This window comes from Streptomyces fradiae ATCC 10745 = DSM 40063 (assembly GCF_008704425.1).
GTDB lineage: Bacteria > Actinomycetota > Actinomycetes > Streptomycetales > Streptomycetaceae > Streptomyces > Streptomyces fradiae.
On record NZ_CP023696.1, the window covers coordinates 274637 to 293352 of the forward strand.

Below are 18716 nucleotides of genomic sequence, written 5' to 3' on the forward strand. Positions count from 1 at the left end.
AGGGAAGCGCTTAGCGCCTTTTATACCGATTCGCCCCGCTTCAAACGGGTACCCGGCGGCACATGATCACAGTTGGGGTCGAGGAAGAGTTCTTCCTCGTCGATCCGGTCACCTGCCTGCCGGTCCCCCTCGCGGACGAGGTCCGCAGGGCGGCGGGGCTCGGTCCGATCGTGGACGCCCAGGAGGTCCAGCCGGAGCTGCTGCAGGCGCAGATCGAGGTGGCCACCCCGGTCTGCTCCGACCTCGACGAGGTCGGCGGCCACCTGCTGCGGCTGCGGCACGCGCTCGGGACCGCGGCGGAGAAGAACGGCTGCCGGATCGTGGCGGCGGGCACCGCCCCGTACCGCCAGGCGGCCCCCGTGCCGGTCACGGAGACCGCCCGCTACCTGGCGATGCACTCGCAGGCGCCCCAGCTCGTGGACGAGCAGCTGGTCAACGGCATGCACGTGCACGTCGCGGTGCCCGACCGGGCGGCCGCGGTGGCGGTGCTCAACCGGATCAGGCCCTGGCTCCCGGTCCTGGTCGCGATGTCGGCCAACTCGCCCCTGTGGGACGGACACGACACCGGGTTCGCGAGCTGGCGGACGGTGATCTTCGGCAGGTGGCCGGTGAGCGGACCCCCGCCGGCCTTCGCCGACGCCGCCGACCACGACCGCCGGATCGCGGCCCTGCTGGACTCGGGGGCGGTCTGCGACACCGGCCAGATCTACTGGCAGGCCCGGATGTCGGAGCGCTACCCGACGGTGGAGGTGCGCTGTACGGACGTGCAGCTGCGGGCCGACGCCGCCGTGATGCTCGCGGGCCTGATCCGGGCCATGGTCACCACCGCCCTGCGGGCCGAGGAGGCCGGGGAGCCCCTGCCGGACTGCCCCCCGGAGCGGTTGCAGGCCGCGAACTGGTACGCGGCCCGGCACGGTCTGAGCGACCTGCTGATGGACCCGGACGGCCGCTCGCGGCGGGCCGGGGACGTGCTGGCCCGGCTGCTCGACACCGTGACCCCCGCGCTGGAGGCCGCCGGGGACACCCGCGAGGTGACCTCGCTGATCCACCGGCTGCTCCAGCAGGGCACCTCGGCGGACCTCCAGCGCGGGGTGCTGGCGGAGGGCGGCATGTCCGCGCTGACGGACCTGCTGATCACCGAGACCGTGGCGCCCTGACCGCCGGCGCCGCCCCGCGCCGGGCCCCCGGGCCCCGATCCCGACCGACCCCGCTCCCCTCCCGCCCCGGGCGGGGAGACCGTGGTGACCGCCGACCCCGAGGAGACCGTATGAGCACCTTCGCCCGGAACTGGCAGCACGCCGTCGTCACCGGCGGCGCGGGCTTCGTCGGGTCCCACCTGTGCTCCGCGCTGCTGGCCGCGGGAACGGCCGTGACCTGCGTGGACGACTTCAGCACCGGACGCCGCGAGAACGTGGCCCCGCTGCTGCGCCACCCCGGGTTCACCCTGCTGGAGGCGAACGTCTCGGAGCCGTTCGACGTCGGGCGCCCGCCCGACCTCGTCCTGCACTTCGCCTCGCCCGCGTCGCCCGCCGACTACCTGCGGCTGCCGCTGCACACCCTGGACGCCGGCAGCCTCGGCACCCGGCACGCGCTGGCGATGGCCCACCGGGCGGGGGCGCGGTTCCTGCTCGCCTCCACCTCGGAGGTGTACGGCGACCCGCGGCAGCACCCGCAGAACGAGCGCTACTGGGGCAACGTCAACCCGGTCGGCCCGCGCAGCGTGTACGACGAGGCGAAGCGGTTCGCGGAGGCGCTGTCGACCGCCCAGGCGGAGACGTACGGCACGGACGTGGGGATCGTCCGGCTGTTCAACACCTACGGGCCGCGCATGCGGGGCCATGACGGGCGCGCCGTGCCGACGTTCGTGCGGCAGGCCCTGGCGGGGGAGCCGCTGACGGTCACCGGGGACGGGCGCCAGACCCGGTCGCTCTGCTACGTCGACGACACCGTGCGGGGCGTCCTGGCGGCGGCCGGGCACGGGCTGCGCGGCCCCGTGAACATCGGCAACCCGGTCGAGGTCACCATGCTGGAGCTGGCGCGGCTGGTGATCCGGCTGGCCGGTTCGCGCTCCGAGATCCGGTACATCGAGCGGCCCACCGACGACCCCGCCGTGCGCTGCCCGGACATCACCCTCGCCCGCGACAAGCTCCAGTGGGAGCCGCGGATCACGGCCGAGGACGGGCTGCGGCGCACGATCGAGTGGTTCCGCGCCACAGCCGCCGAGGGCGCCGGGGCCGCCGCCCCCGGCACCTGACGGCCCGGCACCGCGGGCCCCCTCCACGGCCCGCGGCCCCCTCCGCCCTCCCACCAGCCGCGGCCGCCTCCCACCGGACACCCGACGACGCCCGGAATCCCGGCACCCGGACCGGACCGGACTGGACCGGACCGGACCGGACCGACAACGCCGGAAGCCCGGCACCCGACCGCCCGGCACCCGACCGCCCGACGCCCGACCGCCCGACGCCCGACCGCCCGACGCGCCGAAAGACAGGGACCCCATGCGCATTCTCGGAATCAACGCCCTCTTCCACGATCCCGCCGCCGCGCTGGTGGTCGACGGACGCGTGGTCGCCGCCGCCGAGGAGGAACGCTTCTCCCGGCGCAAGCACGGCAAGCGCCCCGTGCCGTTCTCCGCCTGGGAGCTGCCGGAGAAGGCCGCCGCCTGGTGCCTCGAACGCGCCGGGCTGCGCCCGCGGGACGTGGACGCCGTCGCGTACTCGTTCGACCCGGCCCTCGCCCGGCCCGCCGACGAGATGGGCCTCGCCGACCCGTGGGACCACCTGCGGCTGACGTACGCGCGCGAGGCGCCCGGCTTCCTGGCGACGGCGCTGCCCGGCCTCGACCCGGAGGCCGTCAGGTTCGTGCCGCACCACATGGCGCACGCCGCGTCCGCCGCCTTCGCCACCGACGAGGCGGGCGCCGCCACCAGCTCCGTCCTCGTCCTCGACGGGCGCGGCGAGCGGGCCTCGCACCTGGCCGCCCGCCGCGTCCGCGACCGGCTGGAGCCGCTGGCCGCCCAGGACCTGCCGCACTCGCTGGGCCTGGTGTACGAGGAGCTGACCGAGCACCTGGGCTTCCTGCGCTCCTCCGACGAGTTCAAGGTGATGGCCCTGGCCTCCTACGGCCGCCCCCGCATGCGGGAGGAGCTGCGCCGGTACGTGTACCCGACCGGTGACGGCGGCTTCCGCGCGGCGGGCGTGCCGTGGCGGGAGCTGTCCCCGCCGCGCGGCCCGCAGGAGGCGTGGACGCAGGACCACGCGGACCTCGCGGCGAGCGCCCAGGCCGTGCTGGAGGAGACGCTGCTGGACCTGGTGCGCTGGCTGCACGGCCGGACCCGCGACTCGCTGCTGACGCTCGCCGGCGGCGTGGCGCTCAACTGCGTGGCCAACGCCCGCATCGCGCGCGAGGGCCCGTTCTCGCGGGTGTGGGTGCAGCCGGCCGCGGGCGACGCCGGGACGGCGCTGGGCGGGGCGATGCTGCTCGCCGCGGGCGCCGGCGACGACGTGGCGCCCATGGGCGGCGCCGACCTGGGCCGCGACTGGTCCGACGCGGAGCTGGGCGCCTGGCTGAAGACGGCTCAGGTGCCGTTCGACCGGCCGCCGGACATCGCGGCGGACGTCGCGCGGGCGCTGGCGGACAACGCGGTCGTCGCCTGGTTCCAGGGGCGTGCGGAGTACGGCCCGCGGGCGCTCGGCCACCGCTCGCTCCTGGCCCATCCGGGGCACGCGGGGAACCTGGAGCGGCTCAACGACGTGAAGGGCCGCGAGCAGTTCCGGCCGGTGGCGCCGATGGTGCTGGCCGAGCGGGCGGCGGAGATCTTCACCGGGCGGATGCCCAGCCCGTACATGCTCTTCGTGCACGAGGTGGCGCCCGAGTGGCGCGACCGGATCCCGGCCGTGGTCCACGTCGACGGCACCGCCCGCATCCAGACCGTGGACCGGGCGGCCGAGCCGCTGGTCGCCCGGATGCTGGAGGAGTTCGAGCGGCTCACCGGACTGCCGGTGGTCGTCAACACCAGCCTCAACACGGCCGGCCGGCCCATGGTGGACGATCCGCGCGACGCGCTGGAGTGCTTCGGCTCGACGCCCGTGGACCTGCTGGCGATCGGCCCGTACGCGGTGCGCCGGGGCGCCTTCTTCACGGCGGACTCCCAGGACTCCCAGAACACCCGGGACTCCCTGGAGTCGCTGGACTCCCGCGAGTCGCTGCGGGAGGCACGGGACTCCCGGGACGCCCAGGACCCACGGGACTCCGGGGACCCGCGGGGCCCGGACTCCGGGGCCCCGGGGCGGGACGCGCGCGACGCGCGTGGCGCCCCCGGGTCCGGGGGCGCACCGGGCGCCCGGCCGGTGAGGAGGGCGGCGCGGTGAACATCCTGCTCTGGCACGTCCACGGCTCCTGGACGACGGCGTTCGTCCAGGGCCCGCACACCTACCTCGTCCCCGTGCTGCCGGACCGCGGCCCCGACGGGCGGGGCCGGGCCCGCACCTTCGACTGGCCGCACACCGTGCGGGAGGTGACCCCCGAACAGCTGCGGGAGGAGCCGGTCGACGTGGTCCTCCTCCAGCGCCCCGAGGAGTTCGCCCTCGCCGAGCGCTGGCTCGGCGGGCGCCGCCCCGGCCGGGACGTGCCCGCCGTGTACCTGGAGCACAACGCGCCCGACGGCGACGTGCCGGACACCCGGCACCCGTGCGCCGACCGCGCCGGGCTGACGCTCGTCCACGTCACCCACTTCAACCGCCTGTTCTGGGACAGCGGCCGGGCCCGCGCCGAGGTGGTCGAGCACGGCGTCGTCGACCCCGGCCACCTGTACACGGGCCGGCTGGCCCGCGCGGCGGTCGTCGTCAACGAGCCGGTCCGGCGCGGCCGGTACACCGGGACGGACCTGCTGCCCGCCCTGTCCGAGGCCGCGCCGCTCGACGTGTTCGGGATGCGCGCCGAGAACCTCGCCTCGCACCTGCGGCTGCCCGAGGAGCGCTGCCGGGCCCGCGACCTCCCCCAGCGGGAGCTGCACACCGAGATGGCGCGGCGCCGGCTGTACCTGCACCCGGTGCGGTGGACCTCGCTGGGCCTGTCCCTGCTGGAGGCGATGCACCTGGGGATGCCGGTGGTGGCGCTGGCCACCACGGAGGCGGTGGAGGCGGTCCCGGCGGGCGCCGGGACCCTGTCGACCCGCCCCGAGGTGCTGGCGGCGGCGGCGCGGCGGTACCTGGAGGAGCCGGAGGCCGCCGTCGAGGACGGCGCCCGCGCCCGGCAGGCGGCGCTCGAACGGTACGGACTCAAGCGCTTCCTGGACGACTGGGAGCGCGTGCTGACGGAGGTGCGCTCATGACCGGCCACGACCTCGCGCGGCGCCTGTCGGTGGTGCTCGTCTCGGAGCACGCGAGCCCCCTGGCGGCGCTGGGAGGCGTCGACGCGGGCGGGCAGAACGTGCACGTGGCGCGGCTCGCCGGCGCCCTCGCCGACCGCGGCCACCGGGTGACGGTCTTCACCCGGCGCGACGACGCCCGGCTGCCGGCCGAGGTGGCGGTGCGGCCCGGCGTCGTGGTGCACCACGTGCCGGCCGGGCCGCCCGAGCCGGTGCCGAAGGACGAGCTGCCGCCGTACATGGACGCCTTCGGCCGGTACCTGGCCGGGGTGCTCCAGGGGCGCCCGCCGGACGTGCTCCACTCGCACTACTGGATGTCCGGGGTCGCCTCCGTGCGGGCGGCGCGCGCCCTGCGGGTGCCGCTGCTGCACACGTACCACGCGCTCGGCACGGTGAAGCGGCGCCACCAGAGGGAGGCGGACACGAGCCCGCCGGAGCGGATCGGCGCCGAGTGCGAGGTGGGGCTCGCCTGCGACCGGGTCATCGCGACCTGCCGGGACGAGGTGCGGGAGCTGCGGCGCATGGGCGTGCCGCCGGACCGGGTGAGCGTGGTGCCGTGCGGCGTGGACCCCGAGCAGTTCTCCCCCGCCGGCCCGGCGGCCCCGCGCGGGCCGGCCCGGCACCGGCTGCTGCAGCTGGGCCGGCTCGTGCCCCGCAAGGGCGCGGCCGTGGCGGTCGTGGCGCTGTCCCGGCTGCCCGACACGGAGCTGGTCGTCGTCGGCGGGCCGCGGGCGGACGCGCTGGACACCGACCCGGAGGTGCGGCGGCTGCGGCGGGTGGCCCGGCTCGCCGGGGTCGCCGACCGGGTGCGGTTCACCGGCGCGGTCTCCCGCGACGAGGTGGCGACGCTGCTGCGCGGCGCCGACGTGGTGGTGTGCCCCGCGGACTACGAGCCGTTCGGCATCGTGCCGCTGGAGGCCATGGCGTGCGGGCGGCCGGTGGTGGCCACCGCCGTGGGCGGGCAGCTCGACACGGTGGCCGACCCCGGCTGCGGACGGCTCGTACCGCCCCGCGACCCGGCCGCCCTGGCACGGGCCGCGGCGGAGTTCCTGGCCGACCCGCGGCTGCGCGCGGCGTGCGGCGCGGCGGGCAGGCGGCGGGTCCTCGACCGGTACGGCTGGGACCGCGTCGCGGCGGCCACCGAGGCCGTGTACGCGCGGGTGCTCGCCGCCCGGCCGGCCGTACCGGACGCGGTCTGAGACCGGCCCTGCCCCGCCGGTGGCCACCGCAGCCGGACCGCCCGGCGGCCACCGGCCGACAGCGCAGCCGAACCGAACGACGAAGGAGGTGCGGGTCCGCCGCCGCCGTTTCGCCGGAGCAGGCGCCCGAACACACATGAGCCGACACTCCCTCCCCGACGGGACCCCCGAAGTGCCCGGGGTCCACGGACCGCCCGACCCCACCGGGCTCCCCCAGCCGCCCGATCCCCCCACCGCCGGCCCCCCGGCCGGCCTCCCCACCGGCCTCGCCGGCCCGTCCACCGCGTCTGCCGCGTCCACCGCGTCCACCGCGTCCGCCGCCGGCGGCCCCACCCCCGCGGCGCACGAGGCCGCGCGGCGGCACTGCGCCTCGCTGGAGGAGGCGGTCGCCCGCCTCCGCCGCGACCACCTGGACCGGATCGCCCGGTGGGGCGCCCGGCTGGCGGTCGTCCTGCCCGGCGGGGGGCGGCTGCTGGCCGCCGGGAACGGCGGCAGCGCCGCCCAGGCGCAGCACCTGACGGCCGAACTGGTGGGCCGCTACCGGCGCGAGCGGCCCGCGTACTCGGCGATCTCCCTGCACGCCGAGACGTCCAGCCTCACCGCGATCGGCAACGACTACGGCTTCGACCAGGTGTACGCGCGGCAGGTCGCCGCGCACGGCCGCCCCGGCGACGTCCTGCTGCTGATGTCCACGTCGGGACGGAGCGGCAACCTGATCGCGGCGGCGGCGACCGCGCGCTCCGCCGGGGTACGGGTGTGGGCGCTGACCGGGCCCGCGCCCAACCCGCTGGCGGAGGCCGCGCACGAGGCGCTGTGCGTGGACGCCGGGTCCGCGGCCACCGTGCAGGAGGCGCACCTGGTGGCCGTGCACGTGCTGTGCGAGTGCTTCGACGCGGCGGTCGAGGCGGGCGGGGCCGCCGGGGCGGGCGCGGCGGCCCCGGCCCGGCGCACCGGCGGCGCGCCGGGCGTGCTCGCGCCCGCGGCGGCCCGGCGGAGGCTGTCGTGAGCGCCCGCCGGCCGCTGGTCGTCGTCGGGGACGCGCTGCTGGACGAGGACATCGAGGGCACCTCCACCCGGCTCGCGCCGGACGCGCCCGCGCCGGTCGTGGACGTGACGGGCGACCACCGGCGGCCCGGCGGCGCCGCGCTGGCCGCCGCGCTGGCCACCCGCGGCGGCCGGGAGGTGGTGCTGGTGACCGCGCTCGGCGCCGACCCGGCGAGCGACGCGGTGCGCCGGTCCCTGGAGGGCCGGGTCCGGCTGGTGGAGCTGCCGCTGAGCGGCACCCTGCCGGTGAAGACGCGGGTGCTGGCGTCCGGCCGGCCGCTGGTGCGGATCGACCGGGGCGGCGGGGCGCCGGGGAAGCCCGGCGACGCGGTCCGCGACGTGCTGGCCGGGGCGCACGCCGTGCTGGTCGCGGACTACGGGCGCGGCACGGCGGAGGCGGTGCGGGACGTGCTCGCGGCCGTCGCGCCGCGCGTGCCGGTGGTGTGGGACCCGCATCCGCGCGGCGGCGACCCGGTGCCGGGGGCGCGGATCGTCACCCCGAACGGCGCCGAGACCGAGGCGCTGGCCGCGGGCGTTCCCGGCGCCTCCCTGCGGGCGTACGCGCAGCGGGGCTCGGAGCTGGCGGACCGGTGGCGGGCCGCCGCCGTCGCGGTGACCCTCGGGGAGCGCGGGGTCCTGCTGACCCGGCCCGGCCCCGGCACGGGCACGCCGATGCTGGTGCCCGCCCCCTACCGGGCGGCGGGCGACCCGTGCGGCGCGGGCGACTGCTTCGCCGCGGCGACGGCCGCCGCCCTGGCCGACGGGGCCCTGCCGGAGGAGGCCGTGCAGCGCGGCGTGGCGGAGGCGGCGGCGTTCGTGGCGGCGGGCGGGGCGGGCAACCCGGCGCTGTGGCGGACGCCGGTGGAGCCGGGGCGGCACCGGCCTCCGGTGACCGACCCGTTCGCGCTCGCGCAGCGGGTGCGGGCGCGGGGCGGGACCGTGGTGGCCACGGGCGGCTGCTTCGACCTGCTGCACGCCGGGCACGTCGGGCTGCTGGAGAGCGCGCGGCGGATCGGCGACTGCCTGATCGTGTGCGTGAACTCCGACGTGTCGGTGACGCGGCTGAAGGGGCCCGGCCGTCCGCTGAACCCGCTGGCGGACCGCACGCGGGTGCTGGCCGGGCTGGGCAGCGTCGACGCGGTCGCCGTCTTCGACGGCGACACCCCCGCGGAGCTGCTGGCGCGGCTGCGGCCCGACGTGTGGGTGAAGGGCGGCGACTACTCGGCGGAGGACCTGCCCGAGGCGGAGGTGCTGCGCGGCTGGGGCGGGCAGGCGGTGGTCCTGCCGTACCTGGACGGCCGCTCCACCACCCTGCTGGCGCACCGCGCGGCCCGTGCGGCGGCCCGGCCGGCCGGGGGCTGAGCGGCGGCCCGGACGACCGGAGCGCCCGCCCGAGCCGGACGGCGGGCGGGCGGGCGGCGGGTCGGGCGGCCGGGCGGGCCGGTCCGGTGCTCCCGCCCGGAGGTGCCCGGCGAGCCCCCGCCCGGATCGGCTCGACCGTCCGGCCGGGCGCGGGTCAGGTCCGGGGACGGGCCCCGCCCGGCCCTGACCGGCATCCGGCCGGACCCGCGCCGGCCCGTCCGGGCGGACCGCCGGGCCGCGGCCCGGCGCGGTGCCCCGCGGGCGGGCTCCCGCCCCGGCGCGCGCACCCCCGCGGCCGCCCTGGGGCGGTGGCGGTGGTCAGGCCGCCGTGCCGAGGGCGGGCCGGACGGCGGCGGGCTCGGGGGCGAGCAGCACCGGGGCCGCGGCGCGGCGGCCGTGCGCGAGGCGGCCCGCCAGGACGACGGCGGCGATCACCAGGCCGCCCGCCACGAGCGCGCCGCGCGCGCCCGCCAGCTCCATGAGCAGGCCGAGCGCGGGCGGCCCGGCGAGGCTCCACACCGTACGGACGGTGCTCCACACGCCGAGGACGCGCCCGCGCAGGTGCGGCGGCGGGTCGGTCTGCAGGACGGTGGTGCCGGCGGTGTCGGAGACGGACTCGGCCACGGCCATCGGCAGGACGAGCACCAGCAGCACGGCCGGCGACGGCGACAGCCCGGCCGCCGCCTGGAGGAGCCCGCCGGCCGCCGCGAGGGTGCCGACGAGCCGCACGGACGGCCGGCGCAGCCGGGCTCCGAGGACGGCGCCGACGATGCCGCCGACCGCGAGGACGGTGGAGACGGTGCCGAACGCCCCGGCGCCCCCGGCGAGCGGCCCGGTGACGAGCACGGCGAGTGTCAGCCCGTAGTTGCGGCCGAAGACGGCGCTGACGCCGCAGACGACGGCGAGACCCACCAGCCGCGGGCGGCGGGCGAAGAACGCCAGCCCCTCCCGTACGGTCATCCCGGCGGCGTCCCGCTCCCGGCCCTCCCGCCCACGGCCCTCCGGCGCTCCCGCGGGCCCCGGCTCCGCGGCCGTCCGCTCCGGCGGACGGGCCGGTTCGCCCACCGGCCGCAGGAAGGGGATGACGGCCGCCACGAACAGGAACGACAGCCCGTTGGCCGCGTACGCCGAGGCCGTGCCCAGGAAGGCGACCGCGACGCCCGCGAGCCCGGCGCCCGCCAGGCGGCCCGCGTTGTGGACGAGGGAGCCGACCCCGATGGCGGACGGCACGTCCTCGGTGCGCACCAGGTCGTTGCCGAGCAGCGCGCAGGCGGGCCCGTCGACGGTGGCGATCAGGCCGGTGACGGCGGCGAGCGCCATGAGCACGCCCAGCCCCAGCCGGTCGGTGGCGACGAGGAACGCCGTGGTGAAGGCGACCAGGCCGAGGAGGGCCTGGCTGACGGCGGCGGTCAGCTTGCGGGGCCAGCGGTCGACGGCGGCCCCGCCGGCCATGCCCACGAGCAGACCGGGCGCGGCCTGCACGGAGAGGGACAGCCCGGTCGCGGCGGCGGAGCCGGTGATCTGCAGGACCAGCAGGTTCTGCACGGTCAGCTGCATCCACGTACCGGCGTTGGAGACGAGGTTCGCGACGGACCACCAGCGCATGCTGCGGTACCGCAGCGAGCGCCACGGCGACGCGCCGGCGGCGGGCGGGGCGGGCGCGGTGGCCCGGAGGGAAGGAGGCACGGTGAGGGAGGGGGCTCGAATGGCGGATCACGGCGGGTGGCCGGCGCGGGCTTCCCGCGCGCCGCGGCTCCACCGCAACGGTGCGCGGACCATCGTGGCAGTTCGCGCGGGGTGCCTCCGTGGGCCGGGCCTCCGCCGCGGCCCCCGGGTGGGCCGGGGACGGCGCAACGGGCCCCGCGCCGAGGGGAATCCGGCCAAACCGTGTGCTTGCTCACAGTGACCGTCCGGGGTGCCGGTCCGTGTCGCGCGGGTCACAGTGGGAAGCCAGTGCACCACACCCGAGGAAGGCGGAGGCCGCGGCATGGGCAGCAGTGGAGTACGGGTCGACCTGCGCGGCAGGCAGGCGCTGGTGACCGGCGGGGCGCGGGGCCTGGGCGCCTCGATCGTGCGGCGGCTGGCCGGGGCCGGCGCGTCGGTCCTGGTGGCGGACGTGCGCAAGGAGCTGGCGCGGGAGCTGTGCGACGAGCTGAACGGGGACGGCGGCGAGGCGCGCTTCGTGGAGCTGGACGTCCGGGACCCGGACGCGGTGGCCGGGGTCTTCCGGGAGCTGGACGGCGCCGGGCAGGGGGTCGACGTGCTGGTCAACAACGCGGCCGTGGACGTGTCGAAGCCGATCGAGCACCTGACGGCCGAGGAGGTGACGCGGGTGGTCCAGACGAACCTGCTCGGCCCGGTGTACCTGTGCCTGGAGGCCTACCGGCGCATGATCGCGCGCGGCGGCGGCCACATCGTGAACATCCTGTCCACGGCGGCCAACCGCACCTGGACGGAGGCCGGGCCGTACGCGGCGGGCAAGTCGGGGCTGCGGGCGTTCACGCACACGCTGTTCAAGGAGGCCCAGCGGGACTGCCCGGGCATCGGGGTGACGGGGGTCGTGGCGGGCGGCATGGAGACGCCGTTCATCATGGACCGCTTCCCGGACTCGGACGTGTCGATGCTGCAGAGCCCCGACGTCGTCGCGGACGCGGTGATGTACGCGCTGTCGGTGCCCGAGGGCAGTGTGGCGGGCGAGATCGTCGTCGTGCCGCGGCGGGAGCCGTCCTGGCCGTAGCCGCCGGACGCGCGGCGCGGCGCGCCTGACCGTGGGCGACGGACGGGCCGGGGCGCCGGGCAGGCCGGGGACGACCCGGCGGGGACGCCCCGGCGGGGGCGCCGGGCGCGTGGCGGGCCGCCCGGCCGGGGCGGCCGTACGGAGCGGTCGCACGCGGCCGCCGAGGGGCGCGGCCCGGAAGGGACCGGGCCGGGGCACGCGCGCCGGGCGGGCGGCGGCGCTCAGCCGGGCGGGCGGCCGTCGCGCAGCATCCGCAGGACGGCCCGTTCGGCGGGGCCGTGGGTGGCGGGGAGGCCGTGGACGGCACCGGCGCCGAGCGAGGGCAGGGCGGGGGCGAGCGTGACGCCCTCCTCGTACAGTTCGACGACGCGCGGGTTGATGTAGGACGCCCGGCACACCGCGGGCGTGTTGCCGAGGTAGCCGGCGACCTCGCGCACGGCCCGTGCGACGGCGCGGCGGCGCGCGGTCTCGCTGTGCGCGACGGTTTCGGAGACGGCGAGGGCGACGGCCGCCATGACGGTGGCGTGCCAGGTGCGGAAGTCCTTCGCGGTGGCCTCGACGCCGGCGAGGTCGCGCAGGTACGCGTTGACCTCGGCGCCGCTGACGTCGTGCCAGGCGCGGCCCTCCCAGTACGCGAGGAGCCGCTCGCCGCCGCCCCCGCGGCGCGCGAGCGCGGTGAGGGCGCGCAGCGTCGGCTCGTCGGCGACGGCGTGGACGCGCTGCCTGCCGTGCTTCGCCGGGTAGCTGAGGACGATCTCGCCGCGGGTGCGGGTGGAGTGGTCGCGCAGCAGGGTGGTCAGCCCGTACGTCTGGTTCCGGTCGGCGTACCGCTCGCCGCCGACGCGCAGGAAGCCGAGGTCGAGGAGGCGCACGGCGGTGGCGAGGACGCGCTCGCGGGTCAGGCCCCGCGTGGCCAGGCCCGCCTCGACGGCCTCCCGGACGCGGGGCAGGGCCTCGGCGAGCTCCAGGACGTGGTCGTGCTTGGCCTGCTCCTGCCGGGCGCGGAAGACCGGGTGGTACAGGTACTGGCGCCGTCCCGCGGCGTCCGTGCCGACGGCCTGGAGGTGGCCGTTGGGCCGGGCGCAGATCCACACGTCCCGCCACGCGGGCGGGATGACGAGGGCCTTGACCCGGGTCAGCTCCGCCGGGTCGCGCAGCGGTCCGCCGCTCGGGTCCAGATAGCGGAAGCCGCGCCCGTGGCGGACGCGGGTGTGGCCCGGATCGGTGGGCCGGACGTGGGCGAGGCGCACGGGCGGCGCCGCTCAGGCCGGCTTCAGCGGGTCGTGGCCGATGTTCATCAGGCCGTGCCGCCAGTCGGCGCCGCCGGCCGTGGGCTCCATGTCGGGATCGCGCTGCGAGCGGACGACGCCGCAGACGCGGCGCATCACGGCGACGTCGTCCTCGGTGAGGTCGGTGCGCCGCTTGCCCAGGATCTCCAGCACGCGGCGGCCGGTGCGGGGCCCGGCGCGGTCGGGGAGTTCCTCGGTCTCCTCGTGGGCGGCCGTGGTGCTCAGCCACTCCTGGAGTTCGCGCGAGGTCATGTTGACCGCCGCGTGGAACTCGTCCCACAGCTCGGCGCTGATCCGGTCGGACGCTGCCATGACGTTCCTCCCGTCGGGCCGGTACGGATGTCTCCCGCACGGGTTGCCCCGCGCCTGGCCCGCAAACCCGCCAGCGAACACCAGGCGGCGCTGACGGGTTGGCCTTGGGCACCTTGGCTGCGTGCAGCGGCGGGGAGGTGGAGAATCCGGGGCCATGACCATGGAACAGGCCCCGCGCCGCTTCGGTACCGAGTTCGTCGCCGAGCAGCGTCGCCGCTACGCCAGGCGGGCGTCGGAGAGCCGGATGCAGGGCCCTGCCGGTGCCCGCCGACGACCTGGAGACGCCCGGCCATGTCTCCACCGTACGCCCGGGCCCGGGGCGGGCCGGAGACTGCCAGGGGCCCGGGCGGGGGCCGTCACGCTCCCCGCCCGGGCCCCTGAGCTTCGAGGGCTCGGCGCGGCCTATCGGGTCAGGCGCAGGTGCCGGCCGTAGGCGCCTCGGGCGAGGGCGGGGGTGTAGGTCTCGGGCGCTGGGCGGCCGACGTCCTCCCAGGCGGTCAGCCAGTCGCGCAGGGCGACAAGGGACGGGGAGTCGGGGCGGTCGGCGAGGATCGTTCCGTCTTGCTGGAGGACGGCGGCCGTGGCCTGGGTGGAGTGCCCGATGGCCCACAGGTCCGGGGTGAGGCCGGCCATGGTGAGCTGCGGGTCGGCCTGGGCGGCGGTGAAGGTCCGCCAGGACGGCCAGTCGAGCTCGCCTCCGTCGTACGGCTCGGTGTGGGCGTTCTTGAGGAGGCGGGCGAGCGCGGTGCGGGCGCCGGTGTGGAGGCGGTCGTCGCGTTTCGCGCCAGGCGATGGAGATCCACGAGGGGGCCGGGGTGCGGTTCTCCCAGTCCACCCACCGGCCCGGCAGGTCGAGGTTGTCCTTGGGGGAGCCGGTCGCCTCGATGTGTCCGCCGGTGAACACCGCCTTGACGACCGGCTCGGCGCCGCTCACGCGGATCTTGGCGACCACCGTCATGTCGGGGACGGTCGCGGTCGGGAGCGGGGCGACGATCAGGCCGCCGTCGGCGACCTGGTCCACCCATGCCTTGGGCAGCAGCGGCGGGGTGCACCAGGCCACCATCCGGTCGTAGGGCGCCCGCTCCGGGAAGCCGGCGGTGCCTTCGGCGACGTGGCAGCGGATGTGGTCGAGGCCGCGCTCGTGGTGGATGAGGTTCGCCCAGCGCACGAGGTAGGCGTCGATGTCGAGGCTGGTCACATGGCCGGTGGGGCCGACGAGCTGGGCGAGCAGGGCGCCGGAGTACCCGGAGCCGGTGCCGGACTCGGCGACGTTCATGCCCGCGTGGACGTCGAGGGTGGTGAGCTCGCGGTGGATGACGGCCGGGTTGGAGCGGTGCGGGGTGGCGCCGCGGCCGTCGTGGTGGGTGTAGTGGCGTTCGGGGACGGTCATGGCGGCGCCGGCGACGGCGGTCGCTGCTCACTCCTTCGAGGGGCTTGGGGCACTTGTATGCGACAACTGCTCCGGGCGGGTGAAGGACACGCACCCGGCGGCGCGTTGACGGGGGTCAGATCGTGAGGGCGGTGTGGTGGTGCCATCCGGCGTCCGTGTACTCGCCGACGGGGCCGTGGCCGGGCAGTTCGGCCCAGGCGTGGTACTCGACCGGCGGCGGGGCGAACCGGGCCCCCAGGTGCCAGTCGAGGCGGCGGCCGAGCAGGGCGGCGGCGAGCACGGCCCCGAGGGAGGTCTCCATGCAGGCGGCCCGCCCGGGCCACCAGCGGGCCGTGTGCCGTACGGCGCCGACGAGGGCCTCGGCCCGGGCCGTGTCCAGCTCGCGCCGGCCCCGGCGCCGGGCGAGACGGGCGGCCCGGACCGTGTGCCGGAACGGCAGCCGCAGCAGGACCAGGGCGAGCGCGAGCCCGGCCGCGGCGGCCAGCCGCTCGGGACACGTGCCGGTGCGGACGGTGGAGTACGCCTCCATGCTGGTCACGACGGCCGCCTCCATCGGCGGCGGCGCGGCCGGGCCGGCGCCTGGCCGCGCAGGGCGAGGCTCTGCGCGGCCAGTGCCTCGGCGACCGTGCGGACGTCGGCGGCGGCCTGCTCGACGCCGATGCCGTACCGCTCGGCGTACCGGTCAGTGGCTTCCTCCTGGCTGGTGGAGGCCAGCAGGAGCATCACGGCGGCCGACGCGGTCGGGGTCAGGTAGGACCAGCGGCCGGTCTGCTCGCTGAGGATCGCGCCGCCCTCGTCGGTGAGTACGGGGTGGGTGCCCTCACGCAGCCGCCACACGGCCGCCCACCTCCTCCCACCACGCCGCCCGGGCGGCGGTGTGCTGCCGCAGCCACACCTCGGCGGCCACCACCGGGTGCAGGGCGCCCTGGGCGGTCGGTTGCCCGGCCGCGGCCCGCGTGAGCGCGTCGGCGACCGGCTGCTCGGTGACCAGCCCGAGCGCCGCGAGCTGCGACGACGGCCCCAGCAGGTCCTTGAGGACGGGGGCGCCTGCGCGCAGGCCCGCGTACGCGAGGGCGTCGAAACCGCCCTTCGCCGTACGGGCCAGCACGAAGCCGGGTACCACCGGGCTGCCGGCGGACGCCGCGTCCAGCAGCGGCTTGTAGGCGCCGGGGGGCGCCGCGCTCGTCGGCGGGCACGGCGAGACAGGCCCGGATGACCTCGTTGTCCAGGAACGGGTTCCCCCCGGCGGTCATCGTACGAGCGCCCGCCTCCGTTTTCACGGCCGCGACCCCTTGACCACGTGCTGGTCAAGGGGTCGGTCAAGGGGGTGCGGCTTCAGCCCTGCGGGTGTTTCCCGGCCGCCGGGCGCGCCAGCCCTTCCGCTCCGATCACCTGTCCGTGCTCCTCAACGAGATCGGTGTCCCAGTGGCTGCCGCCCGCGGCGCCGCCATCCGACAGCAACTCCTTGAGATGCCCGCTCCCGTCGTCGCGGATGGTCTCGGCTACCACGACAAGACCACCACCCGCCTGCTCGACGAGACCGGCGGGACGTGGAGCCGCTATGCCGCTGGAGGTCACACACGGTCACCGGCAGGTTGGGTTCCGCGGGGACCTGGCGACAGTTGCATACAAGAGCCCACCAGTAATCTGCCGGTCAGCGGGTGGTGAATCCACCGTCGATCGCGAGGGCTGCGCCAGTGATGAACGAGGCGTCGTCGCTCAGCAGGAACGCCACGAACGGGGCGATCTCCTCGGGCCGGGCGATGCGGTTCACCGGGTGCATTGCCGAGATCTGCGCGACGGCCTCGTCGCTGGTCAGCATCGAGGTGCGGGCCAGCGGCGTGTCGACGCCGCCGGTGGTGATGGCGTTGACACGCACGCCCTGTTCGGCCACTTCGAGCGCGGTGGCCCGGGTCAGACCCACGACCGCGTGCTTGGCGGCGACGTATGGGGCGACGCCGGGCAGCGCGACGACCCCCATGTTGGAGGCGTTGTTGACGATCGCCCCACGGGTCTTGAGCACCTCCGGTATCTGGTGCTTGAGGCAGTTGAAGACGCTGGTGACGTTCTGTGCGATCTCGGCATTCCAGGCGGCGCCGTCGATACTGGATACCGGGCCGGAGGCATTGACAGAGCCGGCGTTGTTGAACGCCCCGTCCAGGCTGCCGAATTCGGAGAGCGCCGCTGCGACCAGCGCGGCTGCGTCGGCCTCGACGGAGACATCGGCGGGAACGAAGAGCGCCCGGCCACCCATGGCCCGGATGTTCTCGGCCGCCCCTTCACCGATGTCCTTGCGACGGGCGCCGATGACGACGGCGGCGCCTTCCGACGCGAGTCGCCGCGCGACGGCGAGGCCGATGCCGGAGGAACCGCCGGTGACGACGAAGACCTTGGAGTCCAGACGGGAAGACATGGAGAGACCTTTCGGGGTGAGGTGGTACCAGTGGGGTCGGCTGGGCCCGGAGCACGACCACCTCCGTCAGACTGCAGTACGACGGCAGCCGAGTCTGGCGGGTATCCGACCTCACGTTGCGCCCGGTCACCACCCCCGGGAAGCAGGCCGGGTGCCAGGACGACTCGGCCACGATGAGGGACCTGGCACTGGTGAGCTCGCACGCCCAACCATCGCCGGTGCATGCGCCGACCAAGAACAAGCGTCACTCTCTGCAGCCAACGGAGGCGGCAACCCGGAGAACTCGCGACAGTCGAATGCGCGAGCCCAGCCCAGGCGGGCGACGCCCCGGCCTTCGAGACCGTCATGGCCGCCATCCGCGTTCCGCGAAGCGGACCTGGCCGACCGAGAACCCGACCCGATGCCGTACTGGCGGACCGCGCGTACTCATCCCGCGGGATCCGCAATCACCTCCGCCGACGCGGAATCCGCGCTGTCATCCCACAGCCGTCCGACCAGGTCGGCCACCGGCTGCGGCGAGGCCGCGATGGAGGCCGACCACCGTCCTTCGACCTCGAGGCGTACGAGCAGCGCAACGCCGTCGAACGGTGCATCAACCGACGCAAACAGTGGCGCGGCCTGGCCATGCGAACGGACAAGCTCGCCATCGCCTACCAGGCCGCACTCCACCTCGCCGCGATCCTCATCTGGGCCGCCGCTTGACCGCCAAAGCACCTTGCCCGCGAGGATGGCCGCATGGACGATCTTGTGGAGTTCCTCGTCGCACGCGTCATGGACGACAACCACGCCTATGCCTACGTGGCCGGCACCCTGGGCGGCGAGGCGCTTCTCGACAGCCATCTCCCCATGCTCGACCTGATCGAGCAACTGGCGAACGACTACACAGCCATGGCCCCCTCGGACTCCCGCTCTGCCGGGCTTGCATACACGCTGCGAGTCCTTGGCCAGTCATACGCCGAGCACCCCGCCTACCAGCAGGAATGGCGCCCATAGCCCTTCACGGAGACAGGCCCTAGCCGCGGGCAGCCCCGCAAGGGAGCGGCCAAGGGCCACCCGGACCGGGACATGCACGACTGGACCCAGGAGGGCTCGCCCGCCTCCGACCCGGCCGCCGCCGGGGTCGTAGACGGGGCCGAGGACGCCCACTCGGGTGGGGCGTTCCTCGAGCACCCGCCCCGAAGGGGGCGTGGGGAGCGGAGCGTCAGGAGACTGCGGCGGCCGCGGGCGCGGTGAGCTCGGCGAGCATGTCGGCTATTCGGTTGGCGCCCAGCGCCTCCGGCCACGTCTTCTCCTCGGGTGGCGCGGCCTGCTCAGGGAGCGTCGCCTCTGCCGTCGTCGTGGTGTCCGTCATGGGGGTACCTCCGTGGTCTGCGAATCGGTGGGCGGGCTGGCCCGTGGCGGGGCGACCGCCTGCAAGAGGGGGCGTATCCGTTGCGGGGGCCGGTGGTTCCGGGGGCCTTCGCCGGCCCCCGGACCCCCGCTCCCCCGGCACCGCCCGGCGCGGTCAGGTCGTGGGTGGTGCCCGCTGTTCGCGCCGGTCGGCACCGGGGCCTGGACTTCGGGTGCGGGGCGAGGTCCAGGACTCAGAGGAGGGCGAGGAAG

At 76.5% G+C, this 18716-nt stretch carries 20 protein-coding genes and 2 pseudogenes; 11 read left to right on the plus strand and 11 right to left on the minus strand.

Features of this window, described 5'->3' with window-relative positions; genetic code table 11:
- Positions 1–62: 62 nt before the first annotated feature.
- The 7 genes from CP974_RS01160 to rfaE2 all read left to right on the plus strand — a co-directional run bounded on the left by CP974_RS01160 (position 63) and on the right by rfaE2 (position 8973).
- Positions 63–1157 carry a carboxylate-amine ligase gene (locus tag CP974_RS01160; RefSeq protein WP_031128797.1) on the plus strand — a complete coding sequence of 365 codons (1095 nt, stop codon included), beginning with the start codon at positions 63–65 and terminating at the stop codon, positions 1155–1157.
- 110 nt (positions 1158–1267) lie between these two features.
- On the plus strand, positions 1268–2254 hold the full coding sequence (locus CP974_RS01165; protein ID WP_031128798.1) for an NAD-dependent epimerase/dehydratase family protein: 987 nt from the start codon (positions 1268–1270) through the stop codon (positions 2252–2254).
- A gap of 244 nt (positions 2255–2498) precedes the next feature.
- The gene (locus tag CP974_RS01170; RefSeq protein WP_223844550.1) at positions 2499–4370 is read left to right on the plus strand and encodes a carbamoyltransferase family protein; all 1872 of its coding nucleotides are present in this window, start codon (positions 2499–2501) and stop codon (positions 4368–4370) included.
- Positions 4367–5332 (plus strand): glycosyltransferase, encoded by a 966-nt coding sequence (locus CP974_RS01175; RefSeq protein WP_031128802.1) that lies wholly within the window; start codon positions 4367–4369, stop codon positions 5330–5332. Before CP974_RS01170 ends, CP974_RS01175 begins: the two co-directional genes overlap by 4 nt.
- A complete protein-coding gene (locus CP974_RS01180; RefSeq protein ID WP_031128804.1) occupies positions 5329–6567 on the plus strand; it encodes a glycosyltransferase in 1239 nt (412 codons plus the stop codon). Before CP974_RS01175 ends, CP974_RS01180 begins: the two co-directional genes overlap by 4 nt.
- 373 nt (positions 6568–6940) lie before the next feature.
- Positions 6941–7573: a D-sedoheptulose-7-phosphate isomerase gene (locus CP974_RS01185; RefSeq protein ID WP_069979434.1), complete on the plus strand. Its 633-nt coding sequence runs from the start codon at positions 6941–6943 to the stop codon at positions 7571–7573.
- Positions 7570–8973, plus strand: coding sequence for a D-glycero-beta-D-manno-heptose 1-phosphate adenylyltransferase (gene rfaE2 / locus CP974_RS01190; protein ID WP_031137269.1), 1404 nt, complete (start codon positions 7570–7572; stop codon positions 8971–8973). The genes CP974_RS01185 and rfaE2 overlap by 4 nt, the downstream gene beginning before the upstream one ends.
- 318 nt (positions 8974–9291) lie before the next feature.
- Here rfaE2 and CP974_RS01195 read toward each other — a convergent pair whose 3' ends face one another.
- Entirely contained in the window at positions 9292–10578 is a 1287-nt protein-coding gene (locus CP974_RS01195) for an MFS transporter (protein ID WP_031136984.1), read from the minus strand.
- A 382-nt stretch (positions 10579–10960) separates the two neighbouring features.
- On the opposite strand from CP974_RS01195, the gene CP974_RS01200 reads away from it, so the two are divergent.
- On the plus strand, positions 10961–11710 hold the full coding sequence (locus CP974_RS01200; protein ID WP_031136987.1) for an SDR family oxidoreductase: 750 nt from the start codon (positions 10961–10963) through the stop codon (positions 11708–11710).
- 221 nt (positions 11711–11931) lie between these two features.
- On the opposite strand, the gene CP974_RS01205 is transcribed toward CP974_RS01200, so the two are convergent.
- The 3 genes from CP974_RS01205 to CP974_RS01215 all read right to left on the minus strand — a co-directional run bounded on the left by CP974_RS01205 (position 11932) and on the right by CP974_RS01215 (position 13944).
- Positions 11932–12960, minus strand: coding sequence for a DNA topoisomerase IB (locus CP974_RS01205; RefSeq protein ID WP_031134493.1), 1029 nt, complete (start codon positions 12958–12960; stop codon positions 11932–11934).
- A gap of 12 nt (positions 12961–12972) precedes the next feature.
- Positions 12973–13311: a DUF3140 domain-containing protein gene (locus tag CP974_RS01210; RefSeq protein ID WP_031134491.1), complete on the minus strand. Its 339-nt coding sequence runs from the start codon at positions 13309–13311 to the stop codon at positions 12973–12975.
- Between the two features lie 402 nt (positions 13312–13713).
- Positions 13714–13944: a hypothetical protein gene (locus tag CP974_RS01215; RefSeq protein ID WP_051839796.1), complete on the minus strand. Its 231-nt coding sequence runs from the start codon at positions 13942–13944 to the stop codon at positions 13714–13716.
- A 263-nt stretch (positions 13945–14207) separates the two neighbouring features.
- On the opposite strand from CP974_RS01215, the gene CP974_RS30615 reads away from it, so the two are divergent.
- The gene (locus CP974_RS30615) at positions 14208–14384 is read left to right on the plus strand and encodes a hypothetical protein (protein ID WP_228719705.1); all 177 of its coding nucleotides are present in this window, start codon (positions 14208–14210) and stop codon (positions 14382–14384) included.
- Here CP974_RS30615 and CP974_RS30900 read toward each other — a convergent pair.
- From CP974_RS30900 to CP974_RS01240, 6 genes and pseudogenes are all read right to left on the minus strand, one after another.
- Positions 14312–14701: pseudogene (locus tag CP974_RS30900) on the minus strand (protein-L-isoaspartate O-methyltransferase family protein); the annotation flags it as partial. The gene CP974_RS30615 and the pseudogene CP974_RS30900 sit on opposite strands and share 73 nt — an antisense overlap.
- A gap of 115 nt (positions 14702–14816) precedes the next feature.
- On the minus strand, positions 14817–15230 hold the full coding sequence (locus CP974_RS01225) for a lasso peptide biosynthesis B2 protein (protein WP_078915778.1): 414 nt from the start codon (positions 15228–15230) through the stop codon (positions 14817–14819).
- A 5-nt stretch (positions 15231–15235) separates the two neighbouring features.
- Positions 15236–15538: a PqqD family protein gene (locus CP974_RS01230; RefSeq protein ID WP_031134487.1), complete on the minus strand. Its 303-nt coding sequence runs from the start codon at positions 15536–15538 to the stop codon at positions 15236–15238.
- Positions 15522–15809, minus strand: a complete 288-nt coding sequence (locus CP974_RS01235) for a hypothetical protein (RefSeq protein WP_140160831.1) — start codon at positions 15807–15809, stop codon at positions 15522–15524. The genes CP974_RS01230 and CP974_RS01235 overlap by 17 nt, the downstream gene beginning before the upstream one ends.
- A gap of 227 nt (positions 15810–16036) precedes the next feature.
- Positions 16037–16210 (minus strand): hypothetical protein, encoded by a 174-nt coding sequence (locus CP974_RS29385; RefSeq protein WP_158100737.1) that lies wholly within the window; start codon positions 16208–16210, stop codon positions 16037–16039.
- 145 nt (positions 16211–16355) lie between these two features.
- Positions 16356–17114 (minus strand): SDR family NAD(P)-dependent oxidoreductase, encoded by a 759-nt coding sequence (locus tag CP974_RS01240; protein ID WP_031134482.1) that lies wholly within the window; start codon positions 17112–17114, stop codon positions 16356–16358.
- 312 nt (positions 17115–17426) lie between these two features.
- Here CP974_RS01240 and CP974_RS01245 point away from each other — a divergent pair.
- Together CP974_RS01245 and CP974_RS30905 are read left to right on the plus strand one after the other, a co-directional pair.
- Positions 17427–17816: pseudogene (locus CP974_RS01245) on the plus strand (transposase); the annotation flags it as partial.
- Positions 17817–18002: 186 nt separating this feature from the next.
- Positions 18003–18107 (plus strand): DUF6221 family protein, encoded by a 105-nt coding sequence (locus tag CP974_RS30905; RefSeq protein ID WP_231717404.1) that lies wholly within the window; start codon positions 18003–18005, stop codon positions 18105–18107.
- Between the two features lie 208 nt (positions 18108–18315).
- On the opposite strand, the gene CP974_RS29390 is transcribed toward CP974_RS30905, so the two are convergent.
- Entirely contained in the window at positions 18316–18465 is a 150-nt protein-coding gene (locus tag CP974_RS29390; RefSeq protein WP_158100736.1) for a hypothetical protein, read from the minus strand.
- Positions 18466–18716 lie beyond the last annotated feature (251 nt).

What these genes read in the sequence shown, in the direction of transcription:
- CP974_RS01160 (WP_031128797.1), top strand. Translation starts at nt 63, where the DNA reads ATGATCACAGTTGGGGTCGAGGAAGAGTTCTTCCTCGTCGATCCGGTC.
- CP974_RS01165 (WP_031128798.1), top strand. Translation starts at nt 1,268, where the DNA reads ATGAGCACCTTCGCCCGGAACTGGCAGCACGCCGTCGTCACCGGCGGC.
- CP974_RS01170 (WP_223844550.1), top strand. Translation starts at nt 2,499, where the DNA reads ATGCGCATTCTCGGAATCAACGCCCTCTTCCACGATCCCGCCGCCGCG.
- CP974_RS01180 (WP_031128804.1), top strand. Translation starts at nt 5,329, where the DNA reads ATGACCGGCCACGACCTCGCGCGGCGCCTGTCGGTGGTGCTCGTCTCG.
- CP974_RS01195 (WP_031136984.1), bottom strand. Translation starts at nt 10,578, where the DNA reads ATGCGCTGGTGGTCCGTCGCGAACCTCGTCTCCAACGCCGGTACGTGG.
- CP974_RS01200 (WP_031136987.1), top strand. Translation starts at nt 10,961, where the DNA reads ATGGGCAGCAGTGGAGTACGGGTCGACCTGCGCGGCAGGCAGGCGCTG.
- CP974_RS01210 (WP_031134491.1), bottom strand. Translation starts at nt 13,311, where the DNA reads ATGGCAGCGTCCGACCGGATCAGCGCCGAGCTGTGGGACGAGTTCCAC.
- CP974_RS01215 (WP_051839796.1), bottom strand. Translation starts at nt 13,944, where the DNA reads ATGGCCGGCCTCACCCCGGACCTGTGGGCCATCGGGCACTCCACCCAG.
- CP974_RS01225 (WP_078915778.1), bottom strand. Translation starts at nt 15,230, where the DNA reads ATGGAGGCGTACTCCACCGTCCGCACCGGCACGTGTCCCGAGCGGCTG.
- CP974_RS01240 (WP_031134482.1), bottom strand. Translation starts at nt 17,114, where the DNA reads ATGTCTTCCCGTCTGGACTCCAAGGTCTTCGTCGTCACCGGCGGTTCC.
- CP974_RS30905 (WP_231717404.1), top strand. Translation starts at nt 18,003, where the DNA reads ATGGCCCCCTCGGACTCCCGCTCTGCCGGGCTTGCATACACGCTGCGA.
- CP974_RS29390 (WP_158100736.1), bottom strand. Translation starts at nt 18,465, where the DNA reads ATGACGGACACCACGACGACGGCAGAGGCGACGCTCCCTGAGCAGGCC.